Origin of the sequence: Hydrogenophaga sp., assembly GCF_019635465.1 — a bacterium.
Taxonomy (GTDB): Bacteria; Pseudomonadota; Gammaproteobacteria; order Burkholderiales; family Burkholderiaceae_C; genus Hydrogenophaga.
In genome coordinates this window covers 106,024-126,405 of record NZ_JAHBZK010000013.1, presented here as the reverse complement: position 1 = coordinate 126,405, position 20,382 = coordinate 106,024, and the positions used below count along the sequence as shown (strand labels likewise).

Below are 20,382 nucleotides of genomic sequence, written 5' to 3'. Positions count from 1 at the left end.
GATCAGAAGTCGTGGCGAACGCCGACCGCGTAGCGGCTGCGATCCGTGACTTTGGTGCCGGCACCGTTCTCGACGTCGCCCGTCAGGTAGGCAGCGTACAGGCGGGTGCGCTTGGACATGGCGTAGGTGCCGCCGAACGAGAAGGCCGAGCCCTTGGCGCTGGTGGCACCGTTGAGCTTGGACTTGCCGTAGGCGTAGCCGGCCGACACGTCGAAGGCGCCGAAGGGCACGGTGGCGCCGAAGGCGAATTCGTTGTCCTTGAGGCCCGCGCCGTTCTTGGCGTTCTGGTACTGGCCAGACAGGCGGAAGGCGCCGAAGTCATAGCCGGCCGAGACCACGCTGTACTTCAGATCGCTGGCAGGCGTCGTGGAGTTCGACTGTTCCTGGTAAGCGAAACCGGCGTCGAGCTGGCCCGCGCGGTAGCGCAGGTTGAAGGCCGTCAGGTCGTTGGACACGCCGGCGGTTTCGTCGAACGCATAGCTCACGCCAGCGCTGAAGCCACCGAAGCTGGGGGTGTCGTAGCGAACCTGGTTGGTCGGGCGGCTGGTGAAGTTATTGACGCCACCGTTGGTGCCGACCGCGTAGGCGATCTTGCTGGCCGTGAACTCGGAGTCGTACAGGTTGTAGACGTTGCCGAGGTCGTAGATGTCCTTGTAGGCGCTGTCGATCAGGCCCATGCGAACGGCACCGAAGCCACCCGACAGACCGACCCACGAAGCGCGGTCGAACTTGAGGCCGGCGCTGGTGCCGTCGTCAACAGTGAGCGCACCTTCGAGCTGGAAGTTGGCGCGCAGACCGCCGCCGAGATCTTCCGTGCCCTTGAAGCCGAGGCGGCTGGTGGTCAGGTTGCCGCTGAACAGCTTGGTGGTGCTGGTGTTGGCAATGTCGTCCTTGTCGGAACCAACCGACGCGTCCAGACGACCATAGACCGTGACGCTCGACTGCGCGAACGCGGCGCCGCTGATGGTGGCCAGTGCGGCCAGAGCGATCAGAGACTTTTTCATTGGGAGTTCTCCATGTGGTTCAAGCGGGCCGTTGTGCAGCCCACGTCCCCCACACCGTGCGGGGCGACATGGCGATTCCATGCGCCGAAAATAACCGCTCGATTACTTTTTCGCGGGTTAACCCTGAACACAACACTCGACCCTTCATGGGGTGGGTGTTTCACCGAGCTGCCAAAGCTTTGTGGCATTCGCACGCGCGCCGCATGGGCGCGGCGTGCGCGTCGCGCGCGCGTGGTGCGCGCGAAGGCATTGGGTGCGTGATGGCCAGGTCGCGGCCGCAGATGCGGTGATCTCCACCGGCGAAGCCGATCACGCGCGCCAGATGAAGGCTTGCTCGGCGGGGCTCAGGGCCTGGGCGACGGTGCGCAGGTGCTCCATCACCGCCACGTCGGCTTCGGACGCGTCACCGTGGCGCTGCGCAATGCGTTGGCGCAGCACCTCATCGGGCGCTTCACACGGCACGATGCGAAAGGGCACCCTCAGGGTTTTCGCCAGTCGGGCGGCGCGGGCACACTCGGTCTTGCGCAAGTGCGCCGCGTCAAGGATGACCGGCAGCTGCGACCCGATGGCGGCACGTGCGGCCGCCAGCAAGGCAGCGTAGGTGCGCTCGCCGCTGGCCCGGTCGTAGATGTTCAGACCCAGCGCGCGCGAATTCGCGTCGGCGGCGAGACCGAACAGGCGCTTGCGCTCCACATCGGCACGCACCCGGATCGCGCCGTGTTGCTCAAGCAGGCGTTGCGAGACGTGGCTTTTGCCGGAGCCGGGCAGCCCGTTCATGATGGCCAGCCAGGTCGGCCCCGGTTCGATCCAGTGCAGCGCACAGTCCAGGTAGCGTCGCGCCAGATCACCCTGGCCCTGCAGCAGTGAGACTTGTGTACGCACCAAGGCGCGGTAGACCACCGCGAAACGCAGGGTGGGCAGCCCCGCGTGGTCGCCGCTGCCGTCGAGCCAGCGGTTGAGCAGTCGAAACGCCAGGTCGGCACGCCCGCCCGCGTGCAGATCCATCACCACGAAAGCGATGTCATCGATGACGTCGATCCAGCGCAGCGCAGGGTCGAACTCGATGCCGTCAAAAGCGCTGATCACGCCGTCTTCGTCGATCAGGTTGGCCAGGTGCAGATCGCCATGGCATTCGCGCAATCGGCCCTGCGCCAGCCGGTCGGACCACAGCGGTGCCAGGGTCGCGGCCTGCGCGTGCAACCAGTGGCCCAGGCGAATGGCTTCGTCGCCACGGCATGCGGGCGCCGCGCCCGCCAGTGCGGCCTGCGCGGTGGCGGAGCGCCGCTCGGGTGTGGCAAAGCCGTCGTCGGGTGACGCCATGGGGGCTGTTGCATGAAAGCGCGCCAGCATGTCGGCGCAGGCGTCCACCGTGCCCGGCGTCAACGTGCCGGTGCGCAGCCGTTCGCTCAGCAGCGCATGGGCTTCGAATCGCCGCATGCGCACGGCGACCTCGATTGCCGGGCCTGAGCCGCCCAAAATGGGCGCGTCCGGGCTGCCGGTGATCGCCACGACGTCGCGATAGATGCTGGGGGCCAGACGCCGGTTCAGTCGCCACTCTTCCTGGCAGAAGTGCTCTCTTGCGGCCAACGAGGTGTAGTCGACAAAGGGCAGGCGCAATGGCTTCTTGATCTTGTACGCCACCGACGCGCCGAGCAGGACCCAGGACAAATGGGTCTCGATGAGTTCCGCCTGCTCGCGCTCGGCGAGGCGCGCGACCAGCGCGGCCGAGGCGGCGAGAGCGGCATCCGCATGGGTAGGGGCGGGCATGTGGGTCAGGCTACTGCGCAGGCTTCGGGCGGTGTTTGACCTGTCGCAATCGGCTGCGTCGCAGGCTGACCGATCATGCCAAGCTCGCGATGTCGTCCACGCGTGCCGACGTGGCACATTGCCCTGCATCGATCGAAGGAACTGCTTATGCCACGCACCACCCTGGCCATCATGACCGCCCTGTTTTCCGCGCTATGTGGTGTCTTCTCCGGCGCAGGCGCGGTCACCTGTGATGGGCAGCCCGGCACAGCGGCGGGCGCAGCCGATTTTGTGGCTGCAGTGGCGCGCAACACGCCCGCTGTGGTGCATTTGCTGACCGTTCGCGAGCGAAGCGCCGAGCAGGCCCCGGTGGGCGAAGCGAGCGAGGCGCCGGCGCCAGAGGGCAGTGAAGCCGGGGCATCCGGCCCCTTGTATGAGCGCGTGACCGCGTCGGGTTTTTTGATCTCGCCCGATGGCGACATCGTCACCAGCTCGCACGCGGTTCAGGGGCGTCGCGAAGTGTGGGCGGTGCTCTCCGATGGCCGCCACCTGCCGGTGACGGTGGTGGGTGTGGATGAGGCCACCGATGTGGCTTTGGTGAAGGTGCAGGCCCAGGGCCTGCCGGTGGTGCGCACCGCCCCGGATGCGCCCGTGTGCCCGGGGCAATGGGTGGCGGCGCTGGGCGCGCCGTTCGGCTTCGAACACAGTGTGACGGCGGGGGTGGTCAGTGCGGGGCCGCGCGCGCTGCTGGGCGGCTCCGACATGGCGCTGATCCAGATGAACGTGGCCATCAATCCGGGCAGCTCGGGCGGCCCCTTGTTCAACAGCCAGGGCGATGTCGTGGGCCTGAACGCGATGATCTTTGCCTCCGAGGGGTTCTACGTCGGCATTTCCTTTGCGGTGCCGATCGACACGGTGTTGCGCGCGGTGGAGCGGCTGCGCGCGGGTGCCACGCGCGAGCAGGCACGTCTGCCGGCGAGAACCCAGGCACTGGGGCCGGCGCTGTCACTGGCCTTTGGCTTGCGACAGCCGGACGGCGTGCTGATTGCCAGCACCGAGGGGCACACCCATAGCAACGATGGTCTGCACCGTGGCGACGTGCTGTTGTCGCTCGCGGGCCGTCCGGTGGCCACTCGGGAGGCACTCGATCGCCTGCTCGCCGGCCAGGCACCGGGTGCAAGCGTGCCCGCCGTGGTCTGGCGGGAGGGTCGACTGCGTGAGCTGCGTGTCGTGCTGGAGCGCGAACTGCCCGAGCGCATCGATCAGGGCGTCGAACGCAAGGCGCAGGACGGTCCCTTGCTCGGGCTGCAACTGGTGCCCGAGGCCAAGGCAAGTCAATGGCCACCGGGCGTCTACGTGCTGAGCGCCAGTGGCACCGGCTTGATGGCGGGCGTTGACGATGGCGATCGCATCGTCGCGGTCAATGCCACGCCGGTGCAAAGCCCGTCCGAGTTCGAGGCGGCCGTGCGTGCGGCCAGCTCGACGGTGGTCGCCCTGTTGGTGCAGCGTGGGCCCTACACGCTGTACGTGCCGGTGGCGCGCGGGCCGGCGCGCTGAACGCCGCTGCAGCAACGAACAAATCCGCAGACCATTGCGCGGGTCAACGCTGGAAACAATCGTCGGCCTGATGCGGCGTATGGGCGCTTGCGCTCATTGCGCACGCCCGATTCGAGCCCGATCCTCCAACCCTGCGCGAAGCGCGATCAAGGTGTTGGCGTGGTCTGGGGGCTGACAAATGGAATGGCCTGCTCCACCGTGTCCCAGATGAATCGCCCGGATGGCTCGCGCTGTTCTTCGACGATGTGCGCAACCAGACCCGCCGCGCGCGAGATCACGGCAAACCCCCGCATGATGGCCGTCGGCACGTTGATCTCGCCCAGCAGCGCGGCCACGGCGCCGGTGGCGTTGATGGTGACCGCGCGCCCGGCAACCTCGTCCACGGCTCGCGAGAGCGTCTCCAGTGCGCGAATGCGGTGGCCTGGGAGTTCGGGCTCTGCGCGACCCATCTCCAGCAGCTTGTAGGCGCGAGGGTCGACCGGCTTGTGCAGGTGGTGGCCGAATCCCGGCACGGGCGATCTCTGTGTTTTATGGTCGCGCGCGATGGCCAGGGCCTCCACTTGTGGATCGGGTGCCGCCATGATGCGATCAAGCAGGCTGGAGCAGTTCTCCATCGTGCCGACGAAGGAGCTGCCAACCGCCAGCAGGCCGGCTGACACGGCGCCTTGAAGGTTTTCGGGGGCACTCATGTAGATCAGGCGTGTCGCGATGGCGCTGGGGGTGAGGCCATGTTCCATCAGCACGATGAGCACGACGTCCGCCACGCGCAGGTCCACTGGGCGCGGTGTGCGACCCAGAATCTGCATGAGCATCACCTGCGTGAACGTGGCCTTGCCCATCAGGTCGTTCACCAGATCGGCCTTGCCGTAGGTGAGGCTGGTGAGCGTGTGCGTGCACAGGCTGGTGGTTGGGGGCTGGGTGTGGTGGGTCATGGATCAGGCGTTGTCAGAGTTGTCCGGTCAGGGCCATGTCGCGCACGGCGTTTTTGAGCACCTTGCCCACGGGCGAACGGGGCAGATCGTTCACGACGTGGATGCGCTTGGGTGTTTGCACGGGGCCCAGGCGTTCGCGAACAAAGGCGGCCAGTTCGACCGCGCTGGCGCTGTGGCCCGGGCGCAGTTGGACCGCTGCGTTGACACTCTCTCCCCATTTGTCATCGGGCAGGCCGAACACGGCAGACTCGTGCACCGCCGGGTGCTGCGACAAGGCGTTCTCCACCTCGACGGGATAGACGTTGAAACCGCCCGTGATGACGATGTCTTTGAGCCGGTCCTTCAAGTAGAGGTAGCCGCGCGTATCGATCAGGCCGCGATCGCCTGTGTGGAGCCAGCCGTCCACCAAGGTCGCCGAGGTCTGTTCGGGTAGTTGCCAGTAGCCGGTCATCACCAGTGGCCCACGCGCCACCACTTCGCCCACTTCGCCCGGCGGCAGCAAGCTGCCCTGGGGGGACATGATGGCGACGTCGCTGAACCAGGTGCATCGGCCCACCGCGGCCCAATTGGCCTCGTCCTCGAAATCCTCCGGGCGCATCACCGTCAGGATCTGCGGTGCTTCGGTCTGCCCGTAGGTCGTGCCCAGCACCGGGCCGAAAAAGGCGCGTACCTCGCGGATCTTCTCGGGCGGCATGGGCGCGCCGCCATAGATCAGGCGCTTGAGTTGCGGAAAGTCGGCGCGCGTCACGCCCTCGATGCCCATCAGCATGTACGCCATCGTGGGCGGCATGAAGCACACGGTGCCGCCACGGTGCTTGAAGGCGTCGCGCACCGCAGAAACGCCAACACCGTCGAGGATGACGTGGCACCCGCCTTGCGCCAGGATGGGCAACACGTAGGTGGACGTGCCGTGTGTGATGGGTGCCGCCATGACATAGCGGTCGTTTTCGTCGAATGCCCAGGCATGGATCTGGTTGACGATGTTGGCCATCCACGCGCGATAGGGTTGCATCACCCCCTTGGGCGCACCCGTGGTGCCACCGGTGAACTTGATGGCCTGCGTGTCCTCGTCGTTCACCGCGAACATCGGCAGGGTGTCGTTGGCATGGGCTTGCGCGAGCTCATCCAGCGACATGCGCTGCGCATCCGCGGACCCGATGACGATGCGCCGGGCGTGTTCGTCGGTCACGAGGTGATCGAGATCTGCCTCGATCACCAGCAGGCTGGCATCGACTACATCGGTGATACGGCGGATCTCCGCCTGCGTGCTCTTTGGGTTGAGGGGCACCCACACCTTGCCGCAGGCGAGTACGGCCAGAAGGGCGACGATGTGCTCGGCGCTGTTGCTGGCGCAGATGGCCACGCGCGATTGGGGCGTCGGGTCGCACCGCACCAAGCCGGCGGCCACAGCGCGCACGCGCTGCGCCAGCACCTGGAAGGCAATGCGTTCGGTCGGTGTATCGATCGCGATGCGGTGGGGCCAGCGCTGCGCAGCGCGCCAGAAGAAGTCGATCGGGAGCATGCTGTGCTGTGACCTCAATCCGCCTTGACCCCAGCGGCCTTGACCACCTCGCCCCAGCTTTTGAGCTGGTTGCCGATGAAGGCGCGCATGTCTTCCGGCGTGCCGGGCGCTGCGGTGGCCACGAGTTCCACCAGGCGCTGTTTGACGGCGGGGTCGTTGAGCGCGGCGTTGAGGGCACTGTTGACCCGCTGGATCACCGGCGCGGGCGTCGCAGCCGGCGCTGCCAGACCAAACCAGGATTGCACCTCGAACCCTGGAAATCCCGACTCGGCCAGTGTGGGCACGTCCGGCAGCAAGGGTGAACGTTCCTTGCTGGTGATGGCCAGCGCACGCAGTTTGCCTGCCTTCACGTGTGGCATGGCCGACGGCGAGTTGTCGAACATGGACTGCACCTGCCCCCCCAACAGATCCGACACCGCGGGTGCGCTGCCCCGATAGGGCACATGCAGCATCTTCAGACCGGCCTTCATCTTGAACATCTCGCCTGAGAGGTGGATCGACGAGCCACTGCCCGAAGAGGCGAACGTGATGCCGTCCTTGGAATCACGGGCGAACTGGATGTATTGCTGAACGGAGTGCACCGGCAGGGCCGAGTTGACCACCAGCAGGTTCGGGATCTTGGCGATCAGGCCGATCGGCGCGAAGTCCTGAACCGGGTCATAGCCCAGCTTGGTGTACAGCGAGGCATTGATCGTGTTGGCGATCGTGAACACGTAGAGCGTGTAGCCGTCGGCGGGCGATCTGGCAACGAGCTCGGCGCCCACATTGCTGTTGGCACCCGCGCGGTTGTCCACGATCACCGGCTGGCCCAGCTCGCTGGCCATGCGCACGGCGACCAGGCGCGCCATCACGTCGGTGGCGCCGCCGGCGGCATAGCCCACGACCAGCTTGACGGGCTTGGTTGGCCAATCCGGTTCGCTGGCCAGGGCCGACGCTCCCAGGCTTGCGCAGAGGGCGCTTACCATGCCCAGGCACATCGTTCTGCGTTGAAAGTTCAGCTTCATGTCGTCTCCTTGACGGTAAATTGGGGGTCTGCAAATGCGCTGGACCCCGGGGTGCGCCTTCCCGGGTTGGCGACCATTGTTTCAACGCCTCTTAGGAACGAATGAGCAAGAACGTCCGACATGCGGACAAAAAGGCTTCAGGAAAACCCTCGCCATCTGAGGACAGCCAGACCCTGAGTCGGGGGCTGGCGCTCATGGACGCCATCCTGGCCGGGCCCCAGGAAGGCATGCGTGTGGTTGCGCTGTGTCGCCTGACCGGCCTTGAGCGCGCCACGGTCCATCGGTTGTTGAGCGCCTTGCAGGCGGCCCGGTACGTGAGCGTGGTATCGCGCTTCCACTACGGCCCGGGGGAGCGATGGAAGGGGTTGATGCCGTCTACGAGGCAGCGTGCCGATCTGGCCGAACGGCTCTCACCTGTGCTGGCCAGTGTGAGCGAGGGTTGCGGCGATGCGGCCTTTGCCATCGTGCGCGATGGCGGGCTGTCGCATTGCATCGCCAGGCACGTGGGCAGCTACCCAATCCAGATCCTGGTGATCCAGATTGGAACCCGGCAACCCCTGGGCGTGGGTGGTGCCGGACTGGCGCTGCTGGCCGCCCTGGACGATCGCGAGGTGGAGGCAGTTCTGGAGGTGAATGCCTCGAACCTGGCGCTGTACGGCGGCTTGACCGAGTCTCGCTTGCGCGCTTTGGTCGCTGCCACTCGCGAACGGGGCTGGTCGGTGGTGGGAAACCATGCCACGCGCGGCGTATTGGCGGTGGGGCTGCCGGTGCTCGACCGCGCGGGCGACGTCGTGGCCGGCATCAGCGTGGCCTCAACAGAGGCACGCATGACCCGGGAACACCAGCGCAAGATCGTGCGCCTGATTCGCGTGGCACTCAGATCCCACGGTTTCGTGGCCGATTGATGGCCTCGGGCATCACCCCTGCAGACAGGCGCGCGAGTGGGAAAAACGAAGCGGGTCAGGCGGTTGCAAACCACCTGACCCGCTTGCTGATTTCTGGTGCCGGAGAGAGGAGTCGAACCCCCGACCTTCTCATTACGAATGAGCTGCTCTACCAACTGAGCTACACCGGCGAAGTCGGCGATTATAGCCAGCCGGGGCAGGGGCTCAGCGCTCGAGGTGGTAGGCCGTCACGCGTTCGACCTCGTTCCTGCTGCCAAGAATCACGCTCACGCGTTCGTGCAGCTTGCCCGGCTGGATGTCCAGGATGCGTTCGCGCCCGTTGGTGGCCGCGCCACCGGCCTGTTCGACCAGCCAGGCCATGGGGTTGGCTTCGTACATCAGGCGCAGCTTGCCGGGCTTGTCGGGTTCGCGCTTGTCCCAGGGGTACATGAAGACGCCGCCGCGCGTGAGGATGCGGTGCACGTCGGCCACCATGCTGGCGATCCACCGCATGTTGAAGTCCTTGCCGCGCGGACCTTCCTTGCCTTGCAGGCACTCGTCGATGTAGCGCTTCACCGGGGCATCCCAGTGGCGCATGTTGCTCATGTTGATGGCGAATTCCTTCGTGTCGGCCGGAATCTGCACGTTCTCCTGCGTGAGCACGAAGGACCCCTGCTCGCGGTCAAGGGTGAACATGGCCACACCATCGCCCACGGTCAGTACCAGCGTGGTCTGAGGGCCGTAGACGCAGTAGCCGGCGGCCACCTGCTTGCGACCGGGTTGCAGGAAGTCGCCTTCGTCGACGCCGCGGTCGTCCTCGGGCATACGCAGCACGCTGAAGATGGTGCCGATGCTGACGTTGACGTCGATGTTCGATGAGCCGTCGAGCGGATCGAACAGCAGCAGGTACTCGCCTTTGGGGAAGCGGTTGGGCACCACGTAGATGGTGTCCATCTCTTCGCTGGCCATGGCCGCGAGGTGGCCGCCCCATTCGTTGGCTTCGATCAGCACCTCGTTGGCGATGATGTCGAGCTTCTTCTGGACTTCACCTTGCACGTTCTCGCTGTCGGCCGATCCCAGCACGCCACCGAGGGCGCCCTTGTTGACGGCGTGGCTGATGCTCTTGCACGAACGCGCAACCACCTCGAGCAACAGACGCAGCTGTGAAGGGATGTGCCCGTCGACGCGTTGCTTCTCGACAAGGTAGCGGGTGAGGGAGATGCGTTGACTCATGGTGTGAACAGGCCCTGGTGTCAGTCGTCCGAGAGTGCGCGGGTGACCACCTCGCGCACGTCGTTGCTCAACTCGGTTTGCGCGGCCACGCGCGCAATGGCTTCGCGCGCCGCACTGCGGTAGGGTTCGACCAGCTTGCGCCAGCGATCGAGTGCGCGGGCCAGGCGTGCCGCCACCTGCGGGTTGAAGCGGTCGATTTCGATGACACGATCGCTCCAGAACACATAGCCCGCTGCGTCGGCGCGGTGGAAGCCGCCCGGGTTGGCGTTGCAGTAGCTGAAGATGACGCTGCGCGCCCGGTTGGGGTTGCGCGGGTGGAAGTCCGGATGCGCCATGAGCTGGCGCACCGCCGGCAGCACGTTGCCGCCACGGTCGGGTGCGCCGGCCTGCAGCGCAAACCATTTGTCGAGCACCAGCGCCTCTTCTGCGAACAGCGTATGGAAGCGCGCCAGGGCTTCGCGCGCCAGCGCGTGGTCGCTCACCACCAGGGCCGACAGCGCGTTGAAGCGGTCGGTCATATTGCTGGCGTCCTTGAAGCGCTGATAGGCCTTGCCGGGCCAGACCGGATCGCCCGAGGTGCGCGCGGCCAGGCAGAGCATGGTCAGCGCCAGGCCAGCCAGTGCGCGTCGGCCTGCGCTCAGTGCGTCGGGTCGGTAGGCGCCGTTGTCCTTGTGCTGCTCATAGGCCCAGACCCAGTCGGCGTGCAGGGCGTTCGCCAATTGCTCGCGCATGGCTTCGCGCACCGCGTGCACGCGTTGTGGATCGACCTCGTCGAGTTGCTCGGCGATGTAGGTCTCGCTGGGCAGCGTGAGCGCGAGCTCCTTGAAGGCGGCGTCGAGCGCGTCGTGGCGCAGCACGGCGCGCATGGCGGCGATGAATGCGTCGTCCAGCGGTTGTGTCACGGGTTCGGTTGTGCGCACCGCAGCCAGCGCGCGGCGCAACGCCAGGCGTTGGCCCGCCTCCCAACGGTTGAAGGGGTCGCTGTCGTGGGCCAGCAGCGTCAGCAACTGCGCTTCACTGTCCTCGACTTCGAGCACCACTGGGGCCGAGAAGCCGCGCAGCAACGAGGGCACCGGCTCGCGATCGACGTTGTCGAACACCACGGTCTGGCTGGCATCGCTGAGCACCACGAGGCGCTGCGCCGGTGCCAGCGGCAACTCGGCGCCAGTGGCGGCGTCGAGCAGGCCGAGTGCCACCGGAATGACGAAGGGCTGCTTGACCGCCTGGCCCGGGGTGGGCGCACAGCGCTGGCTCAGCTGCAAGGTGTAGCGGCGCGCCTCGGCGTCGTACTGACCCTGCGCCTTGACGCGGGGGGTGCCGGCCTGGCTGTACCAACGCTTGAACGTATCCAATTGCCTGGCCAGTTCGCTTTCGGGGTTGGCGTCGGCAATGGCCTGCGCGAAGTGGTCGCAGGTGACGGCCTGACCGTCGTGGCGCTCGAAGTACAGCTTCATGCCGCGCGCAAAGCCTTCGCGCCCGACCAGGGTCTGCATCATGCGCACAACCTCTGCACCCTTCTCGTAGACGGTGACGGTGTAGAAGTTGTTGATCTCGACGTAGCTGTCGGGGCGCACCGGGTGCGCCATCGGACCGGCGTCCTCCGGGAACTGCGCGGTGCGCAGCACGCGCACGTCTTCGATGCGCTTGACCGCGCGCGCCGACGGATCGGCGCACAGATCCATGCTGAACTCCTGGTCGCGAAAGACCGTGAGGCCTTCCTTGAGGGAGAGCTGGAACCAGTCGCGGCAGGTGACGCGGTTGCCGGTCCAGTTGTGAAAGTACTCGTGGCCCACCACCGATTCGATGTTGGCGAAGTCGGTGTCGGTGGCGGTGGCGCTGTTGGCCAGCACGTACTTGGTGTTGAAGATGTTGAGGCCCTTGTTCTCCATCGCGCCCATGTTGAAGTCGCTGGTGGCGACGATCATGAAGCGCTCCAGATCGAGCGGCAGCCCGAAACGGGCTTCGTCCCAGGCCACGCTGGCCATGAGCGACTGCATGGCGTGCTCGGTCTTGTCCATGTCGCCGCGGCGCACGAAGACCTGCAACAGGTGCTCCTTGCCGGCGCGCGAGACGATGCGCTGCTCGCGCGCCACCAGGTTGCCGGCCACCAGCGCGAACAGGTAGCTGGGCTTGCGGTGCGGGTCGACCCATTTGGCGAAATGGCGGCCGTCCTCCAGATCGCCCGACTCGACCAGGTTGCCGTTGGACAGCAGCACCGGGTAGCGCGCCTTGTCGGCGCGCAGGGTGACCGTGTAGCTGGCCATCACGTCCGGGCGGTCCAGGAAGTAGGTGATGCGGCGAAAGCCCTCGGCCTCGCACTGGGTGAAGAAGGTGCCCTGGCTCACGTACAGACCCATGAGCTGGGTGTTCTTCTCGGGCGCGCAGGTGGTGAAGATCTCCAGCGTGAACGCAGCGTCACCTTCGGGCAGGTTGTCCAGCACCAGCTGGCCGCCGTCCATGCGGAACGAGCAGCCCGCGCCATTGACCAGCACCCGCGCGAGGTTGAGGTCCTCACCGTCCAGGCGCAGTGGCTGGGCCGCGACCTCGGTGTTTCGACGCAGGCTCATGCGGTTGAGCACGCGGGTCTTGGCCGGGTCGAGGTCGAAGCACAGCTCGACAGTGTCGATCCAGTAGGCGGGAGGTGCGTAGTCTTCGCGCCGCACCACGGTGGTGGGGCCTTCTCGGAGGGAACTCATGGTCAGACGCCTTGCTTGAGGGATGCTTCGATGAAGGGGTCGAGGTCGCCGTCGAGGACTTTCTGCGTGGCAGAAATCTCCACGTTGGTGCGCAGGTCCTTGATGCGGCTGTTGTCGAGCACGTAGGAGCGGATCTGGTGACCCCAGCCGACGTCGGTCTTGGTGTCTTCGAGCTTTTGCTGCTCTTCCATGCGCTTGCGCATCTCGTGGTCGTACAGACGCGAGCGCAGGCGTTGCCAGGCGACGTCGCGGTTGCTGTGCTGGCTACGGCCGTCCTGGCACTGCACCACGATGCCGGTGGGCAAGTGGGTGAGGCGCACGGCCGAATCGGTCTTGTTGATGTGCTGGCCGCCGGCGCCGCTGGCGCGGTAGGTGTCCACGCGCACATCGGCCGGGTTGATGTTGATTTCGATCGAGTCGTCGATCTCCGGGTAGACGAACACCGAGGCAAACGAGGTGTGGCGTCCCCCCGAGCTGTCGAACGGGCTCTTGCGCACCAGGCGGTGCACGCCGGTCTCGGTGCGCAGCAGACCGAAGGCGTATTCGCCCTCGATCTTGATGGTTGCGCTCTTGATGCCCGCGGTGTCGCCCGGCGTCTCGTCTTCGACCGTGGTCTTGAAGCCCTTGCGCTCGGCGTAGCGCAGGTACTGGCGCAGCAGCATGCTGGCCCAGTCGCAGGCCTCGGTGCCGCCTGCGCCGGCCTGGATGTCCAGGAAGCAGTTCAGCGGGTCGGCCGGGTTGTTGAACATCCGGCGGAATTCGAGCTTCTCGACTTCGGCCTCGACCTTGCGGGCCTCGTCGGCGATGGTCTGCAGGCCGGCGTGGTCGTCGTCGGCGGCCGACATCTCGAACAGCTCGTGGTTGTCCTTGAGCTCGCTGTCCAGGCGGTCGAGCACCACGACAACGTCTTCGAGGGATTTCTTCTCTTTGCCCAGCTCCTGGGCGCGTTTGGGGTTGTCCCAGACGGTCGGGTCCTCCAGGGCGGACTCGACTTCCTTCAGCTTCGATGCCTTGGCATCGTAGTCAAAGATACCTCCGCAACTCGACCACGCGGGTGCTGAGGTCCTCGAGTTGGCTCTGGATGGTGTTGATCTGTTCGGCGTCCATGGTCAATCCTGCGTTCTGTCTGGCGAAAGACGCGGATTTTCTCATGCGGCCACCGTCTGTGCGGTGCAGGCGGGCCGAAGGTCAGAAACGGGCGTTGAGCCCGACCATGAAGGCGGCCGTGCCCAGGATCTGGACCTCCATGCCCAGGTGGGGGGTGAAGCGGTACCCGACCGAGGGGACGATGGCCGGTGCGAACCCGCCGACGTTCAAGGGCACCTTGTCCTTGTATTTGCCCACGTAGCCGTAGATGACACCTGCGCTGACGGTGGCGTAGACCTCGGGCCACCGGGTGAGGAAGCCTTCCCAGGTCTTGGCGGCATAGACGTAGGCAGAGGGCTGACCGAACGAATTGGTGAACAAGGCCAGGCCGCACATGCGGTCGTCGGGCAGGTGCCGGCTCAGGCTGACGAGGTTGACGGCCTTGTGCTCTTCGTTGTACGACCAATGATGGGTATAGGGCGAGGCGAAGACTTCGTAGCGCGTTCTGCCCTCGGGCAGCGGGTCGTCCCAGCCTGGGCAGGCATTGAACGCGTGGGCCGCTTGCGTTGCCAGCAGTGCGCACAGGACGCCAGCGCCGGTCAGCCATTGGTTGGATTTCATGTGCCGAGTGTGCCGGTAGTTCGTGTCGGTTCGACCGATGTATGCAACAGGACGTAGCTCAGGCCTGCTGGAAGAAGTCGTCGACCAGCATCGCCAGGGCCTGTGGTTGATCGTGGTGCAGCATGTGTCCTGCGTCGTTGATGACTGCGCGTTGCAAGCGAGGAACGTGCCCGATGCGCTGCTGGAATTCGTCGAGCGTGTACTTGCCCTTCCACCACAGGCCCAGGCTGTCGTCGCTGGCCACCACCGACAGCGTGGGCGCGGTGATCTGCTCGTACACCGCAGTAGCTTCTTCGGGGCGAAACAGCACCGCGTTGCCGACCTTGTGCGCCGGGTCGCCCAGGATCTCCCAGCGACCCTGGGCATTGGGCCTTGCCCATTGGCGCGCCAGCCAGTCCGCTTTGTCCTGGTTGAGGCGGGGGTTGGTCTTCATCAGGCGGCGGGCCACGCCGTCGACGTCGTCGTAGGTGCCCAGGTCCATGTCACCGCGGCGTTCGGCACGAATCTCGTCGAGCCAGTGGGCGTAGCGCTTGGGGGCCTGGGACGGCGCCGACGCGGGCATGCCGAAACCCTCGAGGTTGACCAGGCGCCGGACCCGGGCCGGGCGCGCGCCGGCGTACAGGGTGGCCACATGACCGCCCATGCTGTGACCGACCAGATCAATGGGTGTGTCACCCACCAAGGTGTCGAGCAAGGCGTCAAGGTCGCCCAGGTAGTCGGGGAACCAGTAGCTGTCGGGTTTGGGGCCCTCGCAGGTGGTGTCGCCAAAGCCGCGCCAGTCGGGGGCCACCACGTGACGGTCTTCCCGCAGCGCATCGACCATGAACTGCCACGAGGCGGCCACATCCATCCAGCCGTGCACCAGCACGAGCGTGGGGCGCTGCGGGTCAGGTGTGCCCCAGCTGCGGAGGTGGTAGCGCCAGCCGCGAATGGGCAGGAAGTCGCTGCGGGAGGGGCGTCGTACTTGATACATTCGCCCGATCATAGAAAAGCCCGAGGAGACACACGATGGCACGCGGTCAAGGTCGCGACACCGGTCCGGATCTGTACGCCGAATTGCATGGCCGCTTTGGCTGGCAGGTGCCGGCGGACTTCAACATGGCCGAGGTGTGTGTTCGGCGTTGGGGCAGTGAACCAGCGCATGCCAGGCAAACGGCCGTGATTGCCACCGCTCCCGGCGAGCCGGACCGCACGCACACCTACGGCGATCTGCTGGCGCAGGCCAATCGCCTGTCCAACGCCCTGGTGGCGCTGGGCGTGCAGCGTGGCGATCGGGTGGCCATCGTCATGCCGCAGCGATTCGAAACGGCGGTGGCCTACATGGCGGTGTTGCAGATGGGCGCGGTGGGCATGCCCTTGTCCCAACTGTTCGGGCCCGAGGCGCTTGAGTACCGCTTGCACGACAGCGAGGCGGTGCTGGCGATCTGCGACACGAGCACGCTGGCCGCCGTGCAATCGGTGAGCGCCAACTGTCCCCGGCTGCAGGACGTGATTGCGGTGGGCGCGCCCGGTGCCAGTGCATTGGACTGGCAGCGCCTGCTGGCACAAGAGCCCGATCGGTTCGATCCCGTGCGCACGCGGGCCGACGAGGCCGCGGTGCTGATCTACACCAGCGGCACCACCGGCAACCCCAAGGGCGCGCTGATTCCGCATCGGGCCCTCATCGGCAATCTCACGGGCTTCGTCTGCAGCCAGAACTGGTTCGGCTTCGACCCGTTCGATGCCGGCAAAGCTTCTGACGCGGTGTTCTGGTCGCCGGCCGACTGGGCCTGGACCGGCGGCCTTATGGACGCCTTGCTGCCGTCGCTGTACTTCGGGCGGCCCATCGTGGCGCACAACGGGCGCTTCTCGCCGCAGACGGCGTTCGACCTCATCGAGCGCCATGGCATCACCCACAGCTTCCTGTTCCCTACCGCCCTCAAGGCCATGATGAAGGCCTTCCCGCGCCCGCGAACGCAGTTCTGCTTTCAACTGCAGGGGCTCATGAGCGCGGGCGAAGCGGTGGGTGACGCGGTGTTCAACTGGTGCCGCGACGAGCTGGGCATCACCGTCAACGAGATGTTCGGCCAGACCGAAATCAACTACATCGTGGGCAACTGCGCACGCCTGTGGCCGGCGCGTCCGGGCAGCATGGGCAAGGGCTATCCCGGCCACCGCGTCGCGGTGATTGATGACGATGGCAACGAATGTCCCGAGGGCGTGCCCGGCGACGTGGCGGTGCATCGGCTCGACGTGCACGGCGAGCCCGACCCGATCTTCTTTCTCGGCTACTGGAAGAACGACGGCGCCACCCGCGCCAAGTACACCGGTGACCCGGCCAACAGCTGGTGCCGCACCGGCGACCTGGCCACGCGCGACGCGGACGGCTACCTCTGGTACCAGGGCCGGTCGGACGATGTCTTCAAGGCCGCGGGCTATCGCATCGGCCCCAGTGAAATCGAGAACTGCCTGGTCAAACACCCGGCGGTGGCCAACGCGGCGGTGGTGCCCAAGCCCGACAAGGAGCGCGGTGCGGTGGTGAAGGCCTATGTGGTGCTGGCGCCAGGGCATGCCGGCAACGAAGCGCTGGTGGCCGATCTTCAAAAGCACGTCAAGGGCCGGCTCGCCCCCTACGAATACCCGAAAGAGATCGAGTTCATCGACAGCTTGCCCATGACCACGACGGGCAAGGTGCAGCGCCGCGTGCTGCGGCTGCAGGAAGAAGCCAGGGCAAAGGGCGGATGAGCGGCGAGTGAACGCGCGCGTCCAAGTGCCGGTCACGGTACTTCAGCGCTTGACACTCAGGACCCGGCGCAGCCAGGCCATGCCCAGAACAGCCATCAGCGTGGCGAGGGCCCACGACACCAGGCTGAGGGCCGGGTCCCCGGATCCGGTGGATCCCGTCGACCACCCGATGGCCAGGACCGACAGATTGACTGCTGCGTGAAGGGCGATGCTGGGCATCAGCGAGCGGGTGCGCTCGTACAGCCAACCCAGCAGCAGCCCAAGCCAGAACGCCAGCACGAACTGGTAGATGTTGAGGTGCATGACGCCAAAAAACAGCGCCGATGTGGCAATGGCGGGCCAGCGGGGATAGCGCTCGAGAAAGCCCCGCAGGAGCACGCCACGAAAGAGCATTTCTTCCAGCACGGGCGCGAGCATGCCCGTGGCGATCAGGGTCGCGAGGTCATCTGCCGCCATGTGGTCAAACGCCTGCGCTTCCCATCGCGACAAGGGAAAGACGCATTCGAGGATCGCTGAAGACCAGAAGTTCAGGTGAAGAATCAGTGGCACCAGCAGCAGCACCGCAGGCACCACCAGGAAGAGTGTTGCCCAGGGCGACGATGGGGACGCGTGCAGAAAGTTTCGGTAGCTGCGCCCTTGCAGGTGCAGCACCGTTGCGAGCACCAGTCCGTCGGCCACCACGAGCCCGAGCGCCCAGCGCTGATGCATGTCCAGGCCCAGGGCCTCGCGCTGGTCGTAGAGCGCCATGTCGACCGCGTATTGAAGAAGAAAGGTGGCCAGCAGCAGGAGTGCGGCCTGGTAGATCGAAGGAAACGCGTCTGAGGAGGAGGGCTTGGTCATGAAGGCCAGGGCAGTGATCGGCGCCGCGCTCGTTTGGCGGGGTCGGCGGAGTGTGCCGGAACTGCCCCGCCCTCTCTGCGGCGGAGCGTCAACCGGCGGGTCGCCGCGAGCGTGACTGGTCGCGCGCCACTTCAATGAACTCCAGCACCTCGGCCCGCGGCTGCGAGCCGCGGCGCCACACCAGGCCCACATCCACCGTGGGCACCGCATCGCGCAGGGTGCGCACCTCGACGTGCTCGGCGTCCAGCGTCCAGGGGCGGTAGAGAAAGTCGGGCAGCACCGCCAGGCCGGCGCCCACGCCGACCAGCGAGCGCACGGCTTCGAGCGACGAGGTGCGCAACACGGTGCGCGGCTTGAGCTGGTGGCGCGCCCAGACGCTGCGCATGAGCACTTCGATGCGGTCGGCCTGCAGCACCACGAGCTCGTGCTCGGCGCATTCGGCCAGACCCACTTCGTCGTTGGCGGCCAATGGGTGATCGGCCGCCATCCAGACCCGGTTGGGCGAGCGGGTCAGGGTCTCAGCCACCAGCGCCTGAGGCTCGCCCAGGGCGTTGGACACCATGATGGCGATGTCGAGCTCGCCGTTGATGAGCAGGTGCTCGAGGAACGGGGGCGCATCCTCCACCACGTGCACGTTGACGGCCGGGCAGGTGCGGCGAAAGCGCGCAAACACCTCCGACAGGTAGTAGCCCGCGACCAGGCTGGTCACGCCAATGGACAGGGAGCCCTGCAGCGGGGTTGCGCCCTGACGCACGCCACGTGTGGCGTCGGCCACCGCGCCGATCACCCGCCGCGCCTTCACCAGGAACCGGTGCCCCTCGGGTGTGAGGCGCATGCCCTTGGGACTGCGCTCGAACAGCGTGAGGCCGACCGCGTCCTCCAGCTCGAGCACGCTTTTGGTGATGGCCGATTGCGCGATGTTGAGCATGCGCGAGGCGGCAGCCACCGAGTCCGATTCGGCGACGGCCAGGAAGTAGCGGAACTGTTTGAGCGTGACGTGGCGGTTCATGGCGTGGTGCGCCCCGATGTGGGGCATTGGGGCGGCGCAGAGGGCCCTGTTGCGGTGCAAAAACTGGAAGGGTAAACCCCAGCAATCGATTTTTTCGATTGCTCGCCGAGCTTATTTTGTATTTTGGAAAGCCCCAAGCCCTGCCTAGCATGCGCGGCAGCCCAGGGGCCGTGCGGCGCCTGTGGTGCTCCCGTAACCCGACTCCACCGAGGTGATAGACCCATGACACACGCACACCCCTCTTTCAACCGCGTCCTGGCGGGCGCGGCGCTGGGCGCCCTGGCGCTGGCGATGACCACCGGTGCTCACGCGCAGAAGGCGCTGGACAAGCTCGGCAAGCCCGAAGGGCAGGTCGACATCGTGGCCTGGCCGGGCTACATCGAGCGCGGACAGACCGACAAGGATTACGACTGGGTGACCGACTTCGAGAAGAAGACCAGCTGCAAGGTCAACGTCAAGACCGCGGGCACCTCAGACGAAATGGTGGCGCTGATGAACGAGGGCGGCTTTGACCTCGTGACCGCCTCGGGCGACGCGTCCATGCGGTTGATCGCCGGCAAGCGCGTGCAGCCTATCAACGTGGGCCTGATCCCCAGCTTCAAGAACGTGGACACGCGTCTGCAAAAGGCGCCCTGGCACTACGTCAACAACACCCACTACGGCACGCCCTACCAATGGGGCTGGAACGTGCTCATGTACAACACCAAGGTCTTCAAGGACAAGGCGCCCACCAGCTGGAGCGTGGTGTTCGAGGAAACGACGCTGCCCGACGGCAAGAGCAACAAGGGCCGTGTGCAGGCCTTCGACGGGCCGATCTACATCGCCGACGCCGCGCTGTACCTGATGAAGAAAAACCCGGCGCTGGGCATCAAGGACCCCTACGAGCTTAACGAGGCGCAGTACAAGGCCGCGCTCGACCTGCTGCGTGGCCAGCGCAAGCTGGTGGGCAAGTACTGGCATGACGCCTTCGTGCAGATCGACGACTTCACCAACGAAGGCGTGGTGGCGTCATCGAGCTGGCAATTCCAGGCCAACATCCTCAAGAGCAAGAACCAGCCGGTGGCCACGGTGGTGCCGGTGGAAGGCGCCACCGGGTGGGCCGACACGACGATGATGCACGCCGACGCGAAACACCCGACCTGTGCGTACCTGTGGCTCGAGCATTCGCTCAACCCCAAGTTGCAGGGTGACCTCGCGGCCTGGTTTGGCTCGGTGCCGGCGGTGCCATCGGCCTGCAAGGGCAACAAGCTGCTGGGCGACGACGGCTGCGCCAATCAGGGCTTCGGTTCCTTCGAGCGCATCTCGTTCTGGAAGACGCCCATCACCAAGTGCGCGTCGCAGAACAACGCCTGCGTGCCCTATCACCGTTGGGTGACCGACTACATCGCGGTGCTCGGCGGCAGATAAGGTCTCGCCCCCACGGCGCTCCGCGCCACCCCCTTCAGAGGGGGCGCAGCTTGAGGACCGGCGGAGCCGGCTCCTCGGCTGCTCTCGGTCAGGTTCTGTTTTTCGTTGCGTGTTCTC

The 20,382-nt window shown here is 66.1% G+C and carries 16 protein-coding genes and 1 tRNA gene; 4 read left to right on the top strand and 13 right to left on the bottom strand.

Translation table 11 applies throughout. The annotated features are described in order from the left end of the window. Positions 1-2 precede the first annotated feature (2 nt). Positions 3-1,004 carry a porin gene (locus KF871_RS13235; protein WP_291143174.1) on the bottom strand — a complete coding sequence of 334 codons (1,002 nt, stop codon included), beginning with the start codon at positions 1,002-1,004 and terminating at the stop codon, positions 3-5. Positions 1,005-1,313: 309 nt separating this feature from the next. Beyond that, positions 1,314-2,771 carry an AAA family ATPase gene (locus KF871_RS13230; RefSeq protein ID WP_291143171.1) on the bottom strand — a complete coding sequence of 486 codons (1,458 nt, stop codon included), beginning with the start codon at positions 2,769-2,771 and terminating at the stop codon, positions 1,314-1,316. Between the two features lie 147 nt (positions 2,772-2,918). Between KF871_RS13230 and KF871_RS13225 the strand changes: the two genes are divergently transcribed. Further along, a complete protein-coding gene (locus KF871_RS13225) occupies positions 2,919-4,307 on the top strand; it encodes a trypsin-like peptidase domain-containing protein (RefSeq protein WP_291143168.1) in 1,389 nt (462 codons plus the stop codon). A 146-nt stretch (positions 4,308-4,453) separates the two neighbouring features. Here the strand turns inward: KF871_RS13225 and KF871_RS13220 are convergent, their stop codons facing one another. From KF871_RS13220 to KF871_RS13210, 3 genes are read right to left on the bottom strand one after another with little or no spacing between them, the layout of a single operon-like run. Then, positions 4,454-5,239, bottom strand: coding sequence for a citryl-CoA lyase (locus KF871_RS13220; protein ID WP_291143165.1), 786 nt, complete (start codon positions 5,237-5,239; stop codon positions 4,454-4,456). Positions 5,240-5,252: 13 nt separating this feature from the next. Continuing rightward, positions 5,253-6,761, bottom strand: a complete 1,509-nt coding sequence (locus tag KF871_RS13215; RefSeq protein ID WP_291143162.1) for a class I adenylate-forming enzyme family protein — start codon at positions 6,759-6,761, stop codon at positions 5,253-5,255. A 14-nt stretch (positions 6,762-6,775) separates the two neighbouring features. Then, positions 6,776-7,726 carry a tripartite tricarboxylate transporter substrate binding protein gene (locus KF871_RS13210; RefSeq protein ID WP_291143203.1) on the bottom strand — a complete coding sequence of 317 codons (951 nt, stop codon included), beginning with the start codon at positions 7,724-7,726 and terminating at the stop codon, positions 6,776-6,778. A 140-nt stretch (positions 7,727-7,866) separates the two neighbouring features. Between KF871_RS13210 and KF871_RS13205 the strand changes: the two genes are divergently transcribed. After that, positions 7,867-8,670: an IclR family transcriptional regulator C-terminal domain-containing protein gene (locus tag KF871_RS13205; RefSeq protein ID WP_291143159.1), complete on the top strand. Its 804-nt coding sequence runs from the start codon at positions 7,867-7,869 to the stop codon at positions 8,668-8,670. Between the two features lie 94 nt (positions 8,671-8,764). Here the strand turns inward: KF871_RS13205 and KF871_RS13200 are convergent. From KF871_RS13200 to KF871_RS13175, 6 genes are all read right to left on the bottom strand, one after another. Next, positions 8,765-8,840 (bottom strand) — tRNA-Thr (locus tag KF871_RS13200). Between the two features lie 34 nt (positions 8,841-8,874). After that, positions 8,875-9,882, bottom strand: coding sequence for a class 1 fructose-bisphosphatase (locus KF871_RS13195; protein ID WP_291143156.1), 1,008 nt, complete (start codon positions 9,880-9,882; stop codon positions 8,875-8,877). A gap of 20 nt (positions 9,883-9,902) precedes the next feature. After that, positions 9,903-12,578, bottom strand: coding sequence for an aminopeptidase N (pepN, locus tag KF871_RS13190; RefSeq protein ID WP_291143152.1), 2,676 nt, complete (start codon positions 12,576-12,578; stop codon positions 9,903-9,905). Between the two features lie 2 nt (positions 12,579-12,580). Further along, a protein-coding gene (prfB, locus tag KF871_RS13185) for a peptide chain release factor 2 (protein ID WP_291143149.1) occupies positions 12,581-13,685 on the bottom strand; the annotation gives its coding sequence in 2 pieces (ribosomal slippage) (positions 12,581-13,603 and positions 13,605-13,685; 1,104 coding nt in all). 81 nt (positions 13,686-13,766) lie between these two features. Continuing rightward, entirely contained in the window at positions 13,767-14,285 is a 519-nt protein-coding gene (locus KF871_RS13180) for a hypothetical protein (RefSeq protein WP_291143146.1), read from the bottom strand. Positions 14,286-14,343: 58 nt separating this feature from the next. Continuing rightward, positions 14,344-15,258: an alpha/beta fold hydrolase gene (locus KF871_RS13175; RefSeq protein WP_291143143.1), complete on the bottom strand. Its 915-nt coding sequence runs from the start codon at positions 15,256-15,258 to the stop codon at positions 14,344-14,346. Positions 15,259-15,293: 35 nt separating this feature from the next. On the opposite strand from KF871_RS13175, the gene KF871_RS13170 reads away from it, so the two are divergent. After that, positions 15,294-17,009, top strand: a complete 1,716-nt coding sequence (locus tag KF871_RS13170; RefSeq protein WP_291143140.1) for an acyl-CoA synthetase — start codon at positions 15,294-15,296, stop codon at positions 17,007-17,009. Between the two features lie 42 nt (positions 17,010-17,051). On the opposite strand, the gene KF871_RS13165 is transcribed toward KF871_RS13170, so the two are convergent. Both KF871_RS13165 and KF871_RS13160 read right to left on the bottom strand, forming a co-directional pair. Continuing rightward, entirely contained in the window at positions 17,052-17,849 is a 798-nt protein-coding gene (locus tag KF871_RS13165; protein ID WP_291143137.1) for a CPBP family intramembrane glutamic endopeptidase, read from the bottom strand. Between the two features lie 88 nt (positions 17,850-17,937). Beyond that, complete coding sequence (locus KF871_RS13160; protein WP_291143134.1) at positions 17,938-18,858, bottom strand: LysR substrate-binding domain-containing protein; 921 nt, start codon at positions 18,856-18,858, stop codon at positions 17,938-17,940. A 222-nt stretch (positions 18,859-19,080) separates the two neighbouring features. Between KF871_RS13160 and KF871_RS13155 the strand changes: the two genes are divergently transcribed. Continuing rightward, positions 19,081-20,265, top strand: coding sequence for an ABC transporter substrate-binding protein (locus KF871_RS13155; protein ID WP_291143131.1), 1,185 nt, complete (start codon positions 19,081-19,083; stop codon positions 20,263-20,265). Positions 20,266-20,382: the final 117 nt, after the last annotated feature.